The following is an 18,971-nucleotide window of genomic DNA, read 5'->3' on the forward strand; positions in this document are numbered from 1 at the left end:
TCGGGGCCCGCTCGACAGCTGGCGGATTTGCGCTAGGTGACGCCATCAATGGTTCAGTCCTTGTCAGGAAGGCAGCTCGTGAAGTTATACGGAAGATATGGGGTTTTCCGGCATTGCTGCAATGTTGCAGGGCTGCTGGCCGTGATCCTGGTCACGCTGATGTGTGGTATGGCCAATGCTCAATCTGGCGGGAAGACCCGTTTGCTGGTGTTCGGCGACAGCCTGGTGGCCGGCTACAGCCTGCCGCCCGATGCTTCCTATCCGGCACAGCTGGAAAAGGCGCTGAAGGCCAAAGGCCTCGATGTTGCCGTGCTCAATGCCGGCGTTTCGGGCGATACCACGGCCGCCGCACTCGCCCGGCTCGACTGGTCGCTGGCCGACCGGCCGACCCATGTGCTGGTCGAACTGGGCGCCAACGACATGCTGCGCGGCCTGGCGCCGGAACAGGCGCGGACCAATCTGGATGCCATCCTGGGCAAGCTGAAGCAGGCCGGATTGCCCACTATGCTGGTCGGCATGGTGGCGGCCCCCAATCTGGGGGCCGATTACGGCCGGCGGTTCAATGCGATCTATCCCGATCTGGCCGCCAAATACGGCATCCCGCTCTATCCCTTTTTCCTCGATGGCGTGGCCGGCGAGGCGAAGCTCAATCTGAGCGACGGCATGCATCCGAGCCGCGAGGGCGTGACCGTGATGGTGGAGCGCACGCTACCCCAGATTTTGCGGTTCCTGGGGCAATAGACCTCAATTCGTTGTTGTAAAAGCCGAGTCGTGCCGACAATATAAGCATGTCGTCGAAACAGTCGGTGGCCATTATCGCTTCGCCTGAGTTGGGAGTTTTGTCATGGAGTTCCGTCATTTAGGCCGTACCGATATCAAGGTCAGCCTCATCTGCCTCGGAACCATGACCTGGGGCGAACAGAACACCGAAGCCGAAGCCCATGCCCAGCTCGATTACGCGCTGGATCACGGCATCAACTTCATCGATGCCGCCGAAATGTACCCGGTGCCGCCGCGGGCCGAGACCCAGGGCCGCACCGAAACCTACATCGGCACCTGGCTGAAAAACCGCAAGGATCGCGACAAGATCGTCCTGGCCACCAAGGTGGCCGGCCGTGGCGGCGGGCCGCGGGGCGATTTCGCCTGGCTGCGCAATGACGGCCAGCCGCCGAATCTCAGCCGCCAGCAGATCTTCGAAGCCGTCGACAAAAGCCTGAAGCGGCTGCAGACCGATTATATCGATCTCTACCAGACCCACTGGCCGGACCGCCTGACGGTGAATTTCGGCCGCGCCGAATATCCCTGGAATGACGAAGCCGCGATTCCGATCGCGGAAACGCTGGATGCCATGGCCGCGCTGGTCAAGGCGGGCAAGATCCGTACGGTCGGCGTCTCGAACGAAACCGCCTGGGGTGTGACGCGCCATATCACCGCGGCTGAAACCAATGCCGCCCAGCCGCGCATCGTCTCGATCCAGAATCCCTACAGCCTGCTCAACCGCTGGTACGAAGCCTCGCTGTCGGAAGTGACCAAGCAGGAAGCCGTCGGCCTGCTCGCCTATTCGCCGCTCGCCATGGGCGTGCTCAGCGGCAAGTATCTCGGCGGCGCCAAGCCGGCCGGGGCCCGCATGACCCTGTTTACCCGCTTCACCCGCTACAGCAACCCGCAGGCCGAACGTGCCACCGAGCGTTACGTGGCACTGGCCCAGCAGCACGGCCTCGATCCGTCGCAGATGGCGCTGGCCTATGTGAACAGCCGGCCGTTCGTCACATCCAATATCATCGGCGCCACCAGTCTGGCGCAACTCAAGGCCGATATCGACAGCATCAGCGTGAAACTGTCTCAGGAGGTCATTGACGGCATTGAAGCCATCCATCGCGAGCATCCGAACCCGAGCGCCTGATTAGCGTTCGTTCCGGGCCGTAAGGTCCTTTCCAGCGGAGGGCCATGCCATGATCCGCTTGTTCGTCGCTTTGAGATTCCCTGACGAGATTCGTCAGTCGTTAGCCGCCCTCTGTGCCGGCGTGCCTGGTGCGCGCTGGGTTAATCCTGACCAGTTCCATCTCACGCTGCGTTTCATCGGCGAGGTCAATGGCCGCACGGCCCGCGCTATCTCCGAAGAACTTTCCAGCGTCATCATGCCGTCCTTCGATGTCGAACTGTTCGGCGTTGGCACCTTCGGCGACAAGCGCAAGGCCAATGCGCTTTGGGCCGGAGTGCGGCCCAATCCGGCGCTCAATCGCCTGCAGGAAAAGGTCGACAACGCCATGCTGCGGGTCGGCCTGCCGCCCGACCGGCGCAAATTCGCACCCCATGTGACCCTGGCACGGCTGAACTATGCGCCCTTCGACCGCATCGGCGCCTTCCTCAGTCATCACGCGCTCCATGCCGCCCCGGCCTATCGCTGCGACCGCTTCGTGCTCTATTCCAGCTTCCTGTCCTCCTCGGGCGCGATCTATACGCCCGAGCAGATCTATCGCCTGGACGGCGGCGTCGCCGAGGATGTCGAGCATGACTGGATGGCGGACGAGGCCGATGCCTGGGCCGAGGATCATGGCGACTGGGACAAGGCGGAGGCGGCGGCCTACGGTCACGGCTGAAGGCTGACGTGCAGAAACGATTTCGTTCCATCGTCGTGCTCACCGGCGCCGGCATCTCGGCCGAGTCCGGGCTGGGCACCTTCCGCGACAAAGACGGCCTGTGGACCAAATACGATCTGCAGGAGGTGGCAACGCCGGAAGGCTTCGCGCGCAATCCGGTGCTGGTGCATGACTTCTACAATGCACGGCGCAAAAATCTCGTCGAAGCTGCACCTAATGCGGCGCACTATGCGCTCGCCGAGCTGGAACGCCGCTTCGACGGCCAGTTCCTGCTGGTGACGCAGAATGTCGACGACCTGCATGAACGTGCCGGCTCGGCCCGGCTGCTGCACATGCATGGCGAGCTGCTGAAAATCCGCTGCGAAAACTGCGATAGCGTGCGCGACTGGCGCGGCGATCTCGATCTTGCCACCGCCTGCCCGGATTGCGGTGCGTCCGGTGGCCTGCGGCCGCATGTGGTATGGTTCGGCGAGATGCCGCTGTATATGGACGACATCGCCGCCGCGCTGGAGACCTGCGACCTGTTCGTATCGATCGGCACCTCGGGCCAGGTCTATCCCGCCGCCGGTTTCGTCGCCGAGGTGCGCCGCGGCGGCCTGGCGCATACCGTTGAACTCAATCTCGATCCGTCCGACGGCTTCTCGCTGTTTGCCGAGAAAATCTACGGCCCGGCCACAGATGTGGTGCCGGCCTTCGTTGCGCGGGTCTTGGCGGCCGGCTAGTCGGGCACGCTCGCCTCGATGCGGTCCATGTCGTCATCCGACAGGCCGATATGATGGCCGATCTCATGGATCAGCACATGGCGCACCACGTGGCGCAAACTTTCGCCGCTCTCGCACCAGTAATCCAGCAACGGCCGGCGGTAGAGGAACACCATCGCGGGCAGCGTGCCGGTCTCGCCGCGCTGCTCGGCCAGGAAACTGCCGCCCTGATACAGGCCGAGCAGGTCGAACGGCGTTTCGCAGCCCATTTCTTCCAGGATCTCGTCATCGGCGAAGTCGGCCACCTGGACCGGCACGCCGTCGATATAGGGGCCCAGCGCCGGCCGCAGGCGTCTCAGCTCGGCTTCGCCGATGGCGGCGAGGTCGTCCAGGCTGGGGGCGGTGCGCGAGGCGGGATCGGTCATGCGGCGTATCGTCTCAAAGTGGCGGCGACTGGTTGAAGCGGTCAGGCCTGCGCGCTAGCTTGCGCGGCATCGAAGGTGCCGATCATGGCCCCGCGAGGAGGATGACATGGCCAGAGCGAAACTGGAAGGCGCCGCCCGCGCCGCCGCGCTGCAGGCCCTGCCGGGCTGGCAGGATGTGGCCGGCCGCGATGCCATCGTGAAGACCTTTCTCTTCGCCGATTTCAACACCGCTTTCGCTTTCATGACCCGCGTGGCGCTGGAGGCCGAGAAGGCCGACCATCATCCCGAATGGTTCAATGTCTATAACCGCGTCGAGATCACGCTGGCCACCCATGACGTGAACGGCCTGAGCGAGCGCGATGTGAAACTGGCGCAATTCATCGAGGTTGCCGCTGCGGCGGCCGGCGGTAAAGGAAAGTAGACCATGAGTGCAGCCACCCGCGGCCTCAAGCGCGGCCTGATCCTCGCTGCCATCGTCGCGCTGTTCGGCGTGATCGGCTATCTCGCGGTGCCGCAGCTGCTGCCGCAACGGGGTGAGGGCGAGTCCGCCGGCAGCGGCGTGGTCTCGATCGGCGGGCCGTTCAGCCTGACCGACCAGGATGGCCGCACTGTCAGCGACAAGGATTTCGCCGGCAAGCTGATGCTGGTCTATTTCGGCTTCACCAACTGCCCCGATATCTGCCCGACCGGCCTGCAGACCATCGCGCTGGCGATGGACGAACTGGGTGCCGCCGGCGCCACTGTGCAGCCGATCCTGATCACGGTGGACCCCGAGCGCGACACGCCGCCGGTGCTGAAGGAATATGTCCAGGCCTTCCACGAGCGGCTGATCGGTCTGACCGGCACGCCGGAGCAGATCGCCGCGGTGGCCAAGGCCTACCGGGTCTATTACCAGAAGGTGGTGCTGAAGGATTCCAGCCTCGGCTATTCGGTCGATCATTCCGGCTTCATCTATCTGATGGACGGCAAAGGCCAGTATCTGACCCATTTCCGCCATGATGCGACGCCGGATCAGATGGCGCAGCGCATCCGCGCCAAGCTTTAACCTTCTGCTACATTGAACTTTTCCCTTCATTGCACGTTTATGTTGCAGTGCAAAATAAATCGTGCGGCTACTGAGGAAGAGGCGTAGACTAGCCCCTCGCTGCCAGGGGCTGGCCACGATTCCTGGTGGCGTTGTCCAAGGCTTGTCAGGCGGTTGCCGCCCGGGTCGTTTCCCGGGGCGCCGCGCTCCAGCAGAAGGGTGGGACCGGATGCTCTATTCGCTCTACGAACTTCACCACGCCGCGCTGCGGCCGGTGCGCGCCATGGTCGAGGCACAGACCCAGGCGCTCAAGCTGCCCTATCTGCCGATGAACTACACCGCCGCTGCCCGCACGCTCGCCGCCGGCCTGGAAGTGTTCAGCAACATCACCCGCCGTTACCCGAAGCCCGCCTTCGGCCTGGCCACCACCATGGTCGACGGCACGCCGCGCCAGGTCACCGAGCGCAATGTGCTGAGTCTGCCGTTCTGCCATCTCAAGCATTTCGAGCGCGAGGGCTGCGAGGGCCGCAACGATCCCAAGCTGCTGATCGTGGCGCCGCTGTCGGGCCACTATGCCACGCTGCTGCGCGGCACCGTGGAAGCCATGCTGCCGCATCACGAGGTCTATATCACCGACTGGATCGACGCCCGCGACGTGCCGCTGCGCGAAGGCGACTTCAGCCTCGACGATTATGTCGACTACATCCGCGAATTCTTCGTCACGCTCGGCCCTGGCGCCCATGTCATCGGCGTGTGCCAGCCCTCCGTGCCGGTGCTGGCCGCCGTGGCGCTGATGTCGGCCGACAATGACGCCCATGTGCCGCGTTCGATGACCCTGATGGGCGGCCCGATCGATACCCGCATCAGTCCCACCGCGCCCAACAATCTGGCGCAGGAACATTCCATCGAGTGGTTCGAGCGCAGCGTGATCAACCGCGTGCCGTTGCCGCATGCCGGCTTCATGCGGCCGGTCTATCCCGGCTTCATCCAGCTCACCGGCTTCATGACCATGAATCTGGACCGCCATGTCGGCGCCCATGTCCGCCTGTTCCATCACCTGATCAAGGGCGATGGCGACAGCGCCAAGGCGCATACCGATTTCTACGACGAGTATCTGGCGGTGATGGACCTGCCGGCCGAGTATTATCTGCAGACCGTGAAAACCGTGTTCCAGGATCACGCCCTGCCGCGCGGCATCATGACGGTGCGCGGCGAGACGGTGGATCCGGCCGCGATCCGCAAGACCGCCCTGCTCACCGTGGAAGGCGAGAAGGATGATATCTCCGGCGTCGGGCAGACCATGGCGGCGCATGATCTGTGCCCCAATATCCCGGCGGCGATGCGCGGCCACCACCTGCAGGCCGGCGTCGGCCATTACGGCGTGTTTAACGGCCGCCGCTGGCGCGAGGAGATCGCGCCGAAGGTGACCGCCTTCATCCGCCAGCATGACGGCAATCCGCTGAAACGCCGCTAAGTCGCACCGGCCGTCCCTTTATACGAACGCCCATCCGGCGTAATCTGCCGCCATGCCCCGCAGCCTGCCTTTCTGGCGCCGCAAGCGCCTTGACCAGATGACGCCGTCCGAATGGGAGTCGCTCTGCGACGGCTGCGGCAAATGCTGCCTCTACCGGCTGGAAGACCAGGATACCGGCGATCTGGAGCAGACCAACGTGGCCTGCAAGCTGCTGAACTGCGCCACCGGCCAGTGCAGCAACTATCCCAAGCGCAAGAAGCTGGTGCCCGACTGCATCCAGCTGACGCCCGGCAAGGTGGCGAAGATGAACTGGTTGCCCGCCACCTGCGGCTATCGCCTGGTGGCGCAAGGCAAGGATCTCTACTGGTGGCATCCGCTGAAAAGCGGCAGCCGCGAGACCGTGCACCAGGCCGGCATCTCGGTGGCCGGCCGCTGTATCTCCGAAAAGGAGGCCGGCGAGCTGGAAGACCATGTCGTCTACTGGCTCGACGACAAGGGCCCGCCCCGGCCTAAAAAGAGATAGGGCCAAAAGCGATCCTGAACTGCAGGGAACGGGGCGGGCGGCAGAACGTTCTGATGTCATGAAAACCAGTTCTGTCTTCGTGATCGCTATGCTGCTGTTACCGGCGGCGCTGTTGCCGGTGGCCATGGCGCAGGCACAGATTCTGCCGCAGACCGATACTGAGCGGATTCAGGCGGAAACCCGCCGCGCCGAGCAGGAGCGCGAGCAGCGCGCGCTGGAGCAGCTGCGCGACCGCACCCAGGAAGCCGAGCGGCAGGACCAGCGCCGGCAGGACCGCAACCGGCTGGAACGCACGCCATCATCCGCCCCACCCACGCCGCTGATCCAGCAGCGCAAGCCCCAATAGGTCGGCCGCAGAGGTTGGCCGTGACGTAGCGGTAGACGGCTTGCCGATGCTGGTGCTCGCCCCGGCTTCCCCGCTAATCTGCGCGACAGCGTGACAGGGGCCCGATCGGGCGGGGGATTTTTCCAATGTTTGGTTTGCCGGCCATCGATGCCGATCTCGCTGCCCGCTTCCGGGCCGTAAAGTTGTTGTCGCTCGATCTCGACGGCACGCTCACTGATGGCGGGCTGTATTATGCCGAGGACGGCAGCGAATTGCGCAAATACCATGTGCAGGACGGTTTCGGGATTCTCCTTGTTAAGGACGCTGGCATTGAGGTCGCGCTGATCACCCGCAGTGACACGCCGGCGATCCAAAAGCGCATCGATCGCCTGAAAATCCGCTTCGGCCTGATGGGCGTGATGGAAAAACTGCCGCGCCTGCAGGCCATCTGCGCCGAGCTGGGTATCGGGCTGCATGAAGTCTGCCATGTCGCTGACGACGTCAACGATCTTGATGTGATGGGTGCGGTCGGCCTGCCGATCGCCGTGTCGAATGCGCGCCCCGCCGTGAAGAATGCCGCCGCCTATATCACCGAAGCGGCCGGCGGCGCCGGTGCGGTGCGCGAGGTCTGCGACCTGCTGCTCGAACACAAAGTCTGATCGCACAAAAGGGAGAGATACAGATGGCCATCGATTTCCAGGGCCGCGTTGCCATTGTCACCGGAGCCGGCGCGGGCCTCGGCCGCAGCCACGCGCTGCTGCTGGCCGAACGCGGCGCAAAAGTGGTGGTCAACGATCTCGGTGGCGCGGTGGACGGTACCGGCGGTTCGGCCAAGGCGGCCGATGCCGTGGTGGCCGAAATCAAGGCAAAGGGCGGCGAGGCCGTTGCCAATCACGACAGCGTCTCCGATCCGGCCTCGGCCGCCAATATCGTCAGGACTGCGATGGAGGCTTTTGGCCGCATCGACATCCTGGTCAACAATGCCGGCATTCTGCGCGACAAAAGCTTCGCCAAGATGGAGATCGCCGATTTCGACACGGTGGTCGATGTGCATTTTCTCGGCTCGGCCTATGTCACCAAGGCGGCTTGGCCGGTCATGCAGCAGCAGCAGTATGGCCGCATCGTCATGACCTCGTCGAATTCCGGCCTGTACGGCAATTTCGGCCAGTCGAATTATGCCGGTGCCAAGACGGCGGTGGTCGGCCTGATGAATGCGCTGAAGCAGGAGGGCGGTAAATACGGCATCCTGGTCAACACGATTGCACCGGTGGCCGCCACGCGCATGACCGAGGCGTTGCTACCGCCCAAGCTGCTGCCGCATCTCAAGCCGGAATACGTCTCCCAGGCCGTGGCCTATCTCTGCTCGGAAGCCTGTTCGGCCACGGGCGACATCATCTCGGCTGGTGCGGGCTTTTACGCCAAGATTCAGATCATGGAAGCCGAAGGCCTGTTTTTCGGTGTCGATGCCAAGGTCAGCATCGACGACATCGCCGCCAACTATGCGAAGATCACCGATATGGCAAAGCCACGCGGCTTCGGCTCGTCGATGGAAGAGGTCATGCACATCGCCAAGCCCTTCGTGGGTTAGGGGCTGCACTGGGCCGGCAGGCGGGCAAGGGCGGCCTCGGTCAAGGTTTCGATGATGCGGCTCTGCTGGCCGGCATAGTTTTGGGCCGCATGGCTCAGGGCCGCGCTGCGCGCCGGCTCGGCCAGCAGCAGGCCCAGCGCGGCAATCAGTTCGCCGTCATTGGCCACCTGCAGCGCGCCACCCTGCAGCAGCAGGCCGGCGGCGGCTTCGCTGAAATTGAACATATGCGGGCCGAACAGCACGGCGCAGCCCAGCCGCGCCGGCTCCAGCGGGTTATGGCCGCCATGCGGGATCAATGAGCCGCCCATCAGCACGATCGGGCTGAGCCGGAACCACAGGCCGAGTTCGCCCAGCGTGTCGATGATATAGAGATCGGTATCGGCGGCTGGCTCTGCGCCGCTGGAGCGCAAGGCCACGCGCAGATCGGCTGCCGCCAGCGCTTGGCTCAGGCCGCTGCCGCGCTCGGGGTGGCGCGGCGCGATCAGCGTCAGCAGACTGGGGAAGCGGGCTTTCAGCGCCTGATGCACGGCGGCGATCTGCGTTTCCTCGCCGTCATGGGTGCTGGCGGCGAGCCAGAGTGGCCGACGGCCCAGGCGCTGGCGCCAGGTTTCAAGTTGCTGTGGATCGACGGGCAGCGGTGGTGCCGCCTGTTTCAGGTTGCCGGCCTCGATCACGGTCTGGGCGCCGATGCGGCGCAGGCGTTCGGCATCGCCGGCGGTCTGGGCATAGATCGCGGCGAAACTGTCGATCAGCCAGCGTGCCGTGCCCGGTGCCTGCAGCCAGCGGGTGCCGGAGCGTTCGGACAGCCGGGCATTGATCAGCAAGGCGGGGATGCGGCGCGCACGCAGTTCAGCAAGGATGCCCGGCCAGAAATCCGACTCGCTCCACAGCACCAGATCGGGCTGCCAGTGATCGAGGAAGCGATCCACCGCGCCGGGCAGGTCGACCGGCACAAACTGGTGGATGATGCCGCTGTCGTTCCCGACGCGCTGCTCCACCAGCGCCGCCGAGGTGACAGTGCCGGTGGTCAGCAGCACAGTTACATCGGGTCGCGTATCGTGCAGATGCTGCAGCAGCGGCAGCAGCGCCTGTGCCTCGCCGACGCTGGCACCATGGCTCCAGATCAGCGGGCCGCGCGGCCGCGGCCGTGTGGCATGGCCAAAACGCTCGCCCAGCCGCGCGGCGCTCTCCTTGCCCCGGGCGGTGCGGCGGTGCAGCCACAGCTGCACCAGCGGGCCGAGCAGATGCCCGATGCCGCGCCAGATCAAGCGGCGTCCGTCGAAAGGCATGGTCTCTGTCTGCGTGCTCATTGCCGCCGCAGATTGCCGTAACGGGAACCCCAGGGGAAGAGTTGCGCAAGGACTTGCGGCGCGCCGCCGGCGCTGTCAGCCTGTGCAGATACAGACAGAACAGCCAACCGGGAGGGCAGCGCCATGGCGGTGCATGTGGAAAAGCGCGGCGCGGTCACCACCGTGATTCTGGATCGGCCCGCGGCACGCAATGCGGTCGATCGTCCGACCGCCGATGCATTGCGCCAGGCCTTCAAGGATTTCGACGCCGATGACAGCGCCCGTGTTGCCGTGCTGTGGGGTGCCGGCGGGCATTTCTGCGCCGGTGCCGATCTCAAGGCGGTGGCCGGCGGCGACCAGCGCAACGATGTCTCGCCTGAAAGCGAAGGCCCGATGGGGCCGACGCGCCTGATGATGTCCAAGCCGGTGATCGCCGCGGTCTCGGGTTTTGCCGTCGCCGGCGGTCTGGAACTCGCGCTGTGGTGCGACCTGCGCGTCGCCGAGGCCGATGCCACCTTCGGCGTGTTCTGCCGGCGCTGGGGCGTGCCGCTGATCGATGGCGGCACGGTGCGTCTGCCGCGCCTGATCGGCCACAGCCGCGCGCTCGACATGATCCTCACCGGTCGGGCCGTGGATGCCCAGGAAGCCCTGCAGATCGGTCTCGCCAATCGCGTGGTGCCCAGGGGAGAGTCGCGCAGCGCCGCCGAGGCGCTGGCCGAGGAAATCAGCCGCTTCCCGCAGGCCTGCATGCTGGCCGACCGCAGCTCCAGCTACCGCCAATGGGAAATGTCGCTCGATGCCGCCCTGCATAACGAGGCCGAAAGCGGCCTGCCGATCATCGAGCAGGAAGCCATCGCCGGTGCCGCTCGCTTCAAGAGCGGGCTCGGCCGGCACGGCGACTTTTCGTCGATCTGATCGCGTCGGTCTCTGCCGCCGGCAGCAGGCCGAGCATCTTTTTCATCACCGTGGGCAGCGCCGCCTCCTGCGGCTGCTGCCACAGGCCATCGAGTCTGGCAGCCGCGCGGGCATCGACGCGGCCCAGCAGGGCGGCGATCTTCAGCTCGAAATGCGTAAAGACATGCGCGGCATCGCCGTTCAGCGGCAGCCAGTCCAGCGTGAATGGCGCATGCGATTGAGCTTCACCCGCCAACCAGGGCGTGTCGCGCCACGGCGTGCTTGGCACTTCCAGCATGCCGCCCAGCAGGCCCTTGGGCGGACGCCGGCGCAGCAGCACGGCGCCATCATCCGCGCGTTGCAGCAGGAAGGCGATGGTATGGCGCACCGGTCGCGCGGCTTTCGCGGCCTTGCGCGGCAATTCGGCGGCGATGCCGCGCGCGAACGCCAAGCAAGGCCGCTGCAGCGGGCAGAGCAGGCAGTCAGGCGATTTCGGCGTACATACCGTGGCACCGAGATCCATCATGGCTTGCGCGAAATCGCCGGGGCGTTGCTGCGGCGTCACCTGCGCAGCCAGTTTGCGCAGCTCCGGCTTTGATTGCGGCAGCGGTGTTTCGACGGCAAAGACGCGTGACAGCACGCGTTCGATATTGCCATCCAGCACGGCGGCAGGGCGATTGAAGGCAATCGCGGCGACGGCAGCTGCGGTATAGGCGCCGATGCCGGGCAGTTCCAGCAGGCCCGCTTCGCTGTCGGGAAAACGGCCAGCCAGCGTGCGGCTCACCGCCTGCGCGCATTTGTGCAGGTTGCGTGCGCGGGCGTAGTAGCCCAGGCCCGCCCAGGCCTCCATCACATCCTCCACCGGCGCCGCCGCAAGGTCATGCACGCTGGGCCACCGCGTCAGGAATTTGGCGAAATAGGGCATCACGGCGGGCACCGTGGTCTGCTGCAGCATGATCTCGCTGAGCCAGACGCGATATGGTTCCGGGGCCGGAGTACCGGGCGGGCTGCGCCAGGGCAATTTACGATAGTGCCGGTCATACCAATCCAGCACCAATGAGGCGATATCCGGTGTCTTGGTGCGGTGTTTTGGCATGTGCGATATCCTAACACCGAGATTCGCTCACTGTCACCGCGCGGCGCATATCCGGGCTTGCATCTGCCCCGATCTCTGCGCCATGTAGGGCCGCCATTTTTGGGAGAATCTCATGCGGCATGTTCTTTTCGCGGCGGTTATCGCTGCCTTCACCGGAACGGTGATGGCGCCGCCCGCTCTGGCAGCCGAACCGGCCAGGCCAGAGATCATCATCGGCACGCTCACGGATCTGTCGGGCCCGGCCGCGGTCTATGGCAATGCCGTGGTCAATGCCATGCGCCTGCGCTTTGACGCGGTGAATGCCGCCGGTGGCATCCGCGGCCGCAAGCTGCGGCTGGTGGTCGAGGATCACCAGTTCCAGGTGCCGCGCGCTGTGCAGGCTGCGGCCAAGCTGATCAAGTATGACCGCGTGCAGGTCTTCGTCGGCTCGCTCGGCACCGCGCAGGTGCAGGCGGTGCTGCCGCAGCTGCGCGCGGCGGGCCGTGCCAACCTGTTTCCGATGGCGGCCAATCGCGAACTGGTGCAGGCCGCGGATTCGATCAGCTGGATTTCCGGTTCGCTGTATTACGACCAGATTCGCGCCGGCGTGAAATGGATGGTGGAAACCAGGGGCAAGCAGGCGATCTGCGCCCTGGCGCAGAGCACCGAATATGGCGAGGAAGTGCAGCAGGCGATCCGCGACCAGCTGGCGCAACACGGCCAGACAGTGAAGGCGGTGGCCACCCATCGCCCGATCGACACCGATTTCAGCGCACCCATCGCGCGCCTGCGCGGTGCCGGCTGCGACCTGATCGTGCTGGCCACGCTGCTGCGCGATACCATCCTGCCGATGGCGGCCGCCCGCACGGCCGGCTGGAGTGATGTGGATTTCCTCGGGCCCTCGACCACGCATGACTATCTGCTGGCCCAGGCGCCGGGCGGCGCCACCCAGGGGCTGTACAGCGTGTCATCGATCGCGTTGCCCGACCGCGAGACCGCACCGCACGAGGTGGTGGCCTGGATGGATGCCTACAAGGCCCGTTTCGGCGCCGAACCCAATGCCGCCGCGATCTATGGCGCCACCATCGCCGACCTGGCCGTGCTGGCGCTCGACCGGGCCGAGGGCGACACCGCGCTGCCCAGGCTGACCCAGGCGGTGGGCAGCATCCGCGGCTGGCGCGACCTGTTCGGCGGCACCCTGCAGACCTTTGCCGGCGGCCATCGCCAGGGCACCTACCAAGCCTATGTCTACCAGCTGCGCGGTTCGCGGCACGAACGCCTCAGCGAGGCGGTGGGCTATGAACCGCGCCTGCGCTAAACTGGCGGCATGAACACCCTGATCGTTTTCATCGGTGCCGGCATCGGCGGCGCGCTGCGCTACGGCGTCAATGTCGCCGCCCTGCGCCTGGTCGGCGCCGGGTTTCCCTGGGGCACGCTGGCGATCAATGTGGCGGGTTCCTTTGCCATGGGGCTGGTGGCCGAGTATTTCGCCCTGAAAAGCGGCCTGCCGCAGCACTGGCGGCTGTTTCTCACCACCGGCGTGCTTGGTGGCTTCACCACCTTTTCCGCCTTCTCGCTGGAAACCGCGCTGCTCTATGAGCGCGGCGAATTTCTCGCCGCCGGGCTCTACATGCTGGGTTCCGCCGTGCTGGCGGTGGCCGGGCTGTTTGCCGGGCTGGCGGTGATCCGCGCGGTCGTGGCGCCGTGAGCGAGAAAAAACCGCCGCGCGACCCGGCGCAGCGGACGAATGCGCCAAAGGCCCTTGGCCTCGCGCTCGGGCGGCTGACGCGGCCGATCATGAAACAGCGCGGCGTGGCGCTGGCCGAGATCATCAACCACTGGGCCGAGATCGCCGGTCCGCTGCTGACGAAGGAAACCCAGCCCGAGAAAATGGTCTATGCCTCGGGTGCGGGCCATGCCGCCACGCTGGAGATCGGCGTCAGCCCGGCGTTTGCGCTCGAGCTGCAGCATCTCAGCCCGCTGATCATCGACAAGATCAACGGCTATTTCGGATTCCGCGCGGTCGAGAAGCTGCGTCTGAAGCAGACTCCGATCCGCCGCCCCGAGTCGGTGAAGCCAGCGGAGCGCATCCGCCGGCCGCTCAGCGCGGATGAGCGCGCCAAACTGGAAGATTTGCTCGCCGGAGTCGATGACCGCGAGCTGCGACAAGCCCTTGAGAACCTTGGGCAATCACTTTTCAGTGCGAGTCGCTGACGCGCCTTGAGTGCGCCAGATTCTTGTGGATAACGGCAGAGTCCGGTTGCCAGCCGGACGTGCAACCATACAATGCCCCCAAGATGTAGGGGGTCGGAGCATCTCTATGAAATATATACAGCGTTTCGTCCTGACCCTGGTTTTGGTCTTCGGTGGTTTCTTCGCGGTCGGTGCCCAGGCGCAGTCTGGATCCGCCGGTGCCGATCCGCGCCTGCAGGACATGGTGCTCGGCAAGGCCGATGCGCCGATCACCATCATCGAATATGCCTCGCTGACCTGCCCGCATTGCGCGGCGCTGCATGCCAATGTGCTGCCGGCGATCAAGACCGAGTATATCGACACCGGCAAGGTCAAGCTGATCTACCGCGACTTCCCGCTCGACCAGCTCGCCTTCGCCGGCGCCGTGCTGGCGCGCTGCGGCGGCCCGGAGAAGTACTTCACCTATCTGAACGTGCTGTTCGCGCAGCAGCGCCAGTGGTCCGGTGCGGCCGATCCGAAGGCGGCGCTGGTGCAGATCGGCCGGCTGGGCGGCATCTCGGCCGAGCAGTTCGACAAGTGCCTCGCCGACAAGCCGCTCGGCGACTACATCCTGAATTCGCGCCTCGAAGGCACCCAGAAGCACAATGTGAGTTCGACGCCGACTCTGATCATCAACGGCAAGACCGAGAGCGGTGTGCCGTCGCTGGACGAGTTGCGCAAGAAACTCGACGCGCTGGCCAAGTCGTAAGACGGCCGGCGTCTGCGTTATTGAAAGGGAGTTCCCGTGCAGTTTACCAAGTTGCGCTTGTCCGGTTTCAAGTCCTTCGTCGAGCCGACGGATTTCGTGATCCATCCCGGCCTGACCGGGATTGTCGGCCCGAATGGCTGCGGCAAGTCCAATCTGGTGGAAGCCCTGCGCTGGGTGATGGGCGAAAACTCGGCCAAGCGCATGCGCGGCACGGGCATGGACGACATGATCTTTGCGGGCACGGCCACGCGGCCGGCCCGCAATATCGCTGAAGTCACGCTGACGCTCGACAATGCCACGCGCACCGCGCCGGCAGCGTTCAACGAGCAGGAGATGGTCGAGATCACGCGCAAGATTGAGCGCGAGAAGGGCTCCGACTATTCGATCAATGGCAACGACGTGCGCATGCGCGACGTGCAGCTGCTGTTCGCCGATCTGGCCTCCGGTGCCAATTCGCCGGCCATGGTCAGCCAGGGCCGCGTCGGCGCCATCATTAATGCCAAGCCGACCGATCGCCGCATGCTGCTGGAAGAAGCCGCCGGCATTTCCGGCCTGCATTCGCGCCGCCATGAGGCCGAACTGCGGCTGAAGGCGGCCGAGCAGAATCTGGAACGCGTGGTCGATGTGATCGGCCAGATGGACAACCAGCTGCAGTCGCTGAAGCGCCAGGCCCGCCAGGCCAGCCGCTACCGCAACATCGCCGGCCAGATCCGCAAGACCGAAGCCATCCTGTTCCACCTCAAGCATGACGCGCTGAAACACGCGCTGGCCGAGGCCGAGCAGGCCCTGCAGGCCGCCGAGCGTGAGGTGGCCGACCGTACCCTGCAGGTGTCGGAAGCCCATGAGGCCGAGCGCATCTCGGCCGAGGCGCTGCCGCCGCTGCGCCAGCATGAGGCCGAGGCCGGTGCCCGCCTGCATCGCCTGACGGTGGCACGCGAAGGCCTGGATGCGGAATCCGCCCGCGCCCAGGAGGCCGCCGAACAGGTGCGCGCCCGTCTCGCCCAGATCGCCTCCGATGCCGAGCGCGAAAGCGCGCTGTCGCAGGATGCCGAGGAAACCGTGGCGCGGCTGGCCACCGAAACCGAGCAGCTGGAAGCCCAGCGCGCCGGCGAGGCCGAAGCGCAGGCCACCGCCGAAGCCGGTGTGGCCGAGGTGCAGGGCAAGGTCGATGCCAGCCAGGCCGAACTCGATACGCTGACCAACCGCGCGGCCGAGGAACAGGCCCAGCGCGCCCGCCTGCGCCAGGCCATCGAAGACGCCGGCCGCCGGCTCGAGCGTCTGAGCGCACGCATTGCCGAACTGAGCGCCGAAGAGCTGCGCCTGAATGAGCAGACCGAGGCGCTGACCGAAGCCGAAACCGCCAATGCCGAGGTCGAGGCCAAGCAGCTGGCCGTTGAAACCGCCCGCAATGCGCTGGATGGCATCGAGGCCGAGCATGCGCAGAAGATCGACGCCGCGCGCCAGGCCTATGAGGCCGTCGAGGCTGAACAGGCCCGCCTGATCGAAGCGGCGCGTGCGGCGCTGGAGGCCGTCGAGGCCGAGCATGCGCAGAAGATCGAGGCCGCCCGCGCCACCCTGGCCCAGGCCGGCACCGAGCATGAGCAGAAGATCGAGGCCGCCCGCCTCGGCCTCAATGCGGTCGAAGCCGAACATGCGCAGAAGATCGAGGCGGCCCGCGCCGGGCTGAATGCCGTCGAAGCCGAGCATGCCGAGAAGATTGCCGCCGTGCGCGGTGGCGTGGAGGCGGCCGAGGCCGCGCGTGCCGCCAAGCAGCAGGCCGAACAGGCCAGCCGCGATGCCTGGCAGGCCGCGCAGGGCGAACTCACCCGCCTGAAGGCGGAAGAGGCTGGCCTCACCAAGCTGCTCAAGCTGGATGAAAGCAACCTGTTCCCGCCGCTGATCGACCAGGTCACGGTGGAGCCGGGCTATGAAAAGGCGCTGGGTGCGGCGCTGGCGGATGAGCTGAATGCCGCCACCGATCCGAATGCGCCGATGCACTGGGATGCGCTGCCGCCGCTGACCGATGCGCCGGCACTGCCCTTCGGCGCCGAGCCGCTGTCGAAATTCGTCACCGGCGCCTCAGCGCTGCAGCGCCGCCTGAGCCAGATCGGCCTGGTGTCGGATGATGCCGATGGCGCCCGTCTGCGCGCCGACCTGAAACTCGGCCAGCGTCTGGTGACCAGGTCCGGTGCGCTCTGGCGCTGGGATGGTTTCACCGTCAAGGCCGGTGCACCCACCTCGGCCTCGATCAAGCTGGAACAGCGCAATCGCCTGGCCGACCTGCGCGAGGAACTGCGCGAGCTGGAAGGCCGCCTGCGCGATGCGCAGCAGGCCTATGAAGCCGCGCGTATGGCGACCGAAGAGGCTGCCGCTGCCGAACGCGCCGCGCGCCAGGCTGTCGGTGCTGCCGAAGCCGAACGCAACAGCGCGCGCCAGCAGGCATCAGGCGTGGTGCAGACCGCCGAGCAGAACCGCAACGAGGCGCGCACCACCGCCAGCGCCATCGTTCAGGCCGCCGAACGCGCGGCTGCCGAAGCCCGTGACCAGGCCGCGCAGGCCGTGGCCGTGGCCGAACGCGAGCGCCAGGGCGCACGCGACCGCGCCAATCATGGTGTGGCCGCCGCCGAGCGCGACCGCAACACCGCGCGCGAACATGCCACCGGCGCGATTGCCGCCACCGAGCGCGAGCGCAATGCGGCGCGCGAACGCGCCAACCAGGATATCGCCCGCGCCGACCGCGAACTGGGCCAGGCGCGCGACCGCCAGGCCGAGATGGTGCGCAAGGAAGCCGAGCGCCAGTCGCGCCTTGCGGCATTGGCCGAGCAGAAGCAGCAGACCGCCGCCGAGATCGCCGAGACCGAGCAGGTGCGCGCGACCGAGGAAGCCGCGCTTGCCGCCATGCCGGCGGAAGACGAGGTGCGCCAGCTGATCGCCATGCTGCGCGACGAGCTGAACGGCCTGCGCCAGGCGCTCGTCGAGCGCCGCGCCGCACTGGAGCAGCTGCGTCTGGATGCGCAGGCGCGTGCCCGCCGGCTGGAGGCCATCGTCATCGAGCGCCGCGCCGCCAATGCGCGCAACGAAAGCGCCAGCCAGCAGCTCGCCCAGCTCGGCGCCCGCCAGGCCGAGGCCGCGGCCGAACTGCAGAAGCTGGAACAGATCCCACTCGAGATCGAAAGCCGCCGCAGCGGCCTGCTGGAGCAGATTGCCGTCGCCGAGACCGCGCGCCAGGAAGCCGCCGATTATCTCGCCAATGCCGAGGCTGCCCAGCAGCTGGCAGCCAAGACCGCGCGCGAGATCGAGCAGCTGCTCGGCCATGGCCGCGAAGCCCGCGTCAAGGCGGAAAGCGACCTGGAGCATCAGCGCGTCAGCCTGGACGAGCTGGCGATCCGCGTGCGCGAGGTGCTCGACTGCACGCTCGATGCCGTGCTCAAGGCCGGCGAAGTGGAAGACGGCGAAGACTTCCCCGAACTGCATGTGGTGGACAACCGGCTCGAGCGTCTGCGCAAGGAGCGCGACAATATGGGCCCGGTGAACCTGCGCGCCGAGCTGGAAGCCAACGAGGTGGAAGAGAAGCTCACGGCGCTCAGCACCGAGCAGACCGACCTGGTCTCGGCGATCGAAAAGCTGCGCCAGGGCATCACCTCGCTGAATAAGGAAGGCCGCGAGCGCCTGCTCGATGCCTTCCAGAAGGTCGACAGCCATTTCCAGAAGCTGTTCGTCGAGGTGTTCGGCGGCGGCAAGGCGCATCTGCAGCTGGTGGAAAGCGATGACCCGCTGCAGGCCGGCCTGGAAATCTATGCCTCGCCGCCGGGCAAGCGGCTGCAGGTGATGTCGCTGCTCTCGGGCGGCGAGCAGGCGCTCACCGCGCTGTCACTGCTGTTTGCCGTGTTCCTCACCAATCCCGCACCGATCTGCGTGCTGGACGAAGTGGACGCGCCGCTGGACGACGCCAATGTCGAGCGGCTGTGCAACCTGATGGAAGCGATGGCGCGCCAGACCTCGACAATCGGCGAGGGCACGCGCTTCGTGGTGGTCACCCACCATCCGATCACCATGGCACGCATGGACCGCCTGTTCGGTGTCACCATGGCCGAACGCGGCGTCTCCACGCT

Annotated in this window: 20 protein-coding genes; 17 read left to right on the plus strand and 3 right to left on the minus strand. The window is 66.0% G+C overall.

Features of this window, described 5'->3' with window-relative positions; translation table 11 throughout:
• Positions 1 to 168: 168 nt before the first annotated feature.
• From AAG799_RS06365 to cobB, 4 genes are all read left to right on the plus strand, one after another.
• The gene (locus tag AAG799_RS06365) at positions 169 to 741 is read left to right on the plus strand and encodes an arylesterase (protein WP_341894966.1); all 573 of its coding nucleotides are present in this window, start codon (positions 169 to 171) and stop codon (positions 739 to 741) included.
• A 103-nt stretch (positions 742 to 844) separates the two neighbouring features.
• On the plus strand, positions 845 to 1,903 hold the full coding sequence (locus AAG799_RS06370; protein WP_341894967.1) for an NADP(H)-dependent aldo-keto reductase: 1,059 nt from the start codon (positions 845 to 847) through the stop codon (positions 1,901 to 1,903).
• Positions 1,904 to 1,952: 49 nt separating this feature from the next.
• Positions 1,953 to 2,600 (plus strand): RNA 2',3'-cyclic phosphodiesterase, encoded by a 648-nt coding sequence (thpR, locus tag AAG799_RS06375; RefSeq protein WP_341894968.1) that lies wholly within the window; start codon positions 1,953 to 1,955, stop codon positions 2,598 to 2,600.
• An 8-nt stretch (positions 2,601 to 2,608) separates the two neighbouring features.
• Positions 2,609 to 3,322 (plus strand): Sir2 family NAD+-dependent deacetylase, encoded by a 714-nt coding sequence (cobB, locus tag AAG799_RS06380; RefSeq protein ID WP_341894969.1) that lies wholly within the window; start codon positions 2,609 to 2,611, stop codon positions 3,320 to 3,322.
• Here the strand turns inward: cobB and AAG799_RS06385 are convergent.
• Positions 3,319 to 3,726, minus strand: coding sequence for a metallopeptidase family protein (locus tag AAG799_RS06385; protein ID WP_341894970.1), 408 nt, complete (start codon positions 3,724 to 3,726; stop codon positions 3,319 to 3,321). The genes cobB and AAG799_RS06385 overlap by 4 nt on opposite strands.
• Before the next feature lie 106 nt (positions 3,727 to 3,832).
• On the opposite strand from AAG799_RS06385, the gene AAG799_RS06390 reads away from it, so the two are divergent.
• The 7 genes from AAG799_RS06390 (at position 3,833) to AAG799_RS06420 (ending at position 8,660) form a co-directional block, all read left to right on the plus strand.
• The gene (locus AAG799_RS06390; protein WP_341894971.1) at positions 3,833 to 4,147 is read left to right on the plus strand and encodes a 4a-hydroxytetrahydrobiopterin dehydratase; all 315 of its coding nucleotides are present in this window, start codon (positions 3,833 to 3,835) and stop codon (positions 4,145 to 4,147) included.
• 3 nt (positions 4,148 to 4,150) lie between these two features.
• Positions 4,151 to 4,771 carry an SCO family protein gene (locus AAG799_RS06395; RefSeq protein ID WP_341894972.1) on the plus strand — a complete coding sequence of 207 codons (621 nt, stop codon included), beginning with the start codon at positions 4,151 to 4,153 and terminating at the stop codon, positions 4,769 to 4,771.
• A gap of 208 nt (positions 4,772 to 4,979) precedes the next feature.
• Positions 4,980 to 6,224: a polyhydroxyalkanoate depolymerase gene (gene phaZ / locus AAG799_RS06400; protein ID WP_341894973.1), complete on the plus strand. Its 1,245-nt coding sequence runs from the start codon at positions 4,980 to 4,982 to the stop codon at positions 6,222 to 6,224.
• 52 nt (positions 6,225 to 6,276) lie between these two features.
• Complete coding sequence (locus tag AAG799_RS06405) at positions 6,277 to 6,747, plus strand: YcgN family cysteine cluster protein (protein ID WP_341894974.1); 471 nt, start codon at positions 6,277 to 6,279, stop codon at positions 6,745 to 6,747.
• A gap of 58 nt (positions 6,748 to 6,805) precedes the next feature.
• The gene (locus AAG799_RS06410) at positions 6,806 to 7,093 is read left to right on the plus strand and encodes a hypothetical protein (RefSeq protein ID WP_341894975.1); all 288 of its coding nucleotides are present in this window, start codon (positions 6,806 to 6,808) and stop codon (positions 7,091 to 7,093) included.
• Between the two features lie 125 nt (positions 7,094 to 7,218).
• The gene (locus AAG799_RS06415) at positions 7,219 to 7,731 is read left to right on the plus strand and encodes an HAD hydrolase family protein (RefSeq protein ID WP_341894976.1); all 513 of its coding nucleotides are present in this window, start codon (positions 7,219 to 7,221) and stop codon (positions 7,729 to 7,731) included.
• A gap of 23 nt (positions 7,732 to 7,754) precedes the next feature.
• Positions 7,755 to 8,660, plus strand: coding sequence for an SDR family NAD(P)-dependent oxidoreductase (locus AAG799_RS06420; RefSeq protein ID WP_341894977.1), 906 nt, complete (start codon positions 7,755 to 7,757; stop codon positions 8,658 to 8,660).
• Here the strand turns inward: AAG799_RS06420 and AAG799_RS06425 are convergent.
• Entirely contained in the window at positions 8,657 to 9,970 is a 1,314-nt protein-coding gene (locus AAG799_RS06425) for a 3-deoxy-D-manno-octulosonic acid transferase (RefSeq protein ID WP_341894978.1), read from the minus strand. The genes AAG799_RS06420 and AAG799_RS06425 overlap by 4 nt on opposite strands.
• A 123-nt stretch (positions 9,971 to 10,093) precedes the next feature.
• On the opposite strand from AAG799_RS06425, the gene AAG799_RS06430 reads away from it, so the two are divergent.
• Positions 10,094 to 10,864 (plus strand): crotonase/enoyl-CoA hydratase family protein, encoded by a 771-nt coding sequence (locus AAG799_RS06430; protein WP_341894979.1) that lies wholly within the window; start codon positions 10,094 to 10,096, stop codon positions 10,862 to 10,864.
• Here the strand turns inward: AAG799_RS06430 and mutY are convergent.
• Positions 10,821 to 11,939 carry an A/G-specific adenine glycosylase gene (gene mutY / locus AAG799_RS06435; RefSeq protein ID WP_341894980.1) on the minus strand — a complete coding sequence of 373 codons (1,119 nt, stop codon included), beginning with the start codon at positions 11,937 to 11,939 and terminating at the stop codon, positions 10,821 to 10,823. The genes AAG799_RS06430 and mutY overlap by 44 nt on opposite strands.
• Before the next feature lie 112 nt (positions 11,940 to 12,051).
• Between mutY and AAG799_RS06440 the strand changes: the two genes are divergently transcribed.
• The 5 genes from AAG799_RS06440 to AAG799_RS06460 form a co-directional block, all read left to right on the plus strand.
• The gene (locus AAG799_RS06440) at positions 12,052 to 13,236 is read left to right on the plus strand and encodes an ABC transporter substrate-binding protein (RefSeq protein ID WP_341894981.1); all 1,185 of its coding nucleotides are present in this window, start codon (positions 12,052 to 12,054) and stop codon (positions 13,234 to 13,236) included.
• A 9-nt stretch (positions 13,237 to 13,245) separates the two neighbouring features.
• Positions 13,246 to 13,626, plus strand: coding sequence for a fluoride efflux transporter CrcB (crcB, locus tag AAG799_RS06445; protein ID WP_341894982.1), 381 nt, complete (start codon positions 13,246 to 13,248; stop codon positions 13,624 to 13,626).
• On the plus strand, positions 13,623 to 14,132 hold the full coding sequence (locus tag AAG799_RS06450) for a DciA family protein (RefSeq protein WP_341894983.1): 510 nt from the start codon (positions 13,623 to 13,625) through the stop codon (positions 14,130 to 14,132). Before crcB ends, AAG799_RS06450 begins: the two co-directional genes overlap by 4 nt.
• A gap of 106 nt (positions 14,133 to 14,238) precedes the next feature.
• Entirely contained in the window at positions 14,239 to 14,859 is a 621-nt protein-coding gene (locus AAG799_RS06455) for a DsbA family protein (protein ID WP_341894984.1), read from the plus strand.
• 36 nt (positions 14,860 to 14,895) lie between these two features.
• Positions 14,896 to 18,971, plus strand: a 4,076-nt coding sequence (locus tag AAG799_RS06460; RefSeq protein ID WP_341894985.1) for an AAA family ATPase, incomplete at its 3' end; no start/stop codon positions are given.

The organism is Ferrovibrio terrae (assembly GCF_943371255.1).
Lineage (GTDB): Bacteria > Pseudomonadota > Alphaproteobacteria > Ferrovibrionales > Ferrovibrionaceae > Ferrovibrio > Ferrovibrio terrae_B.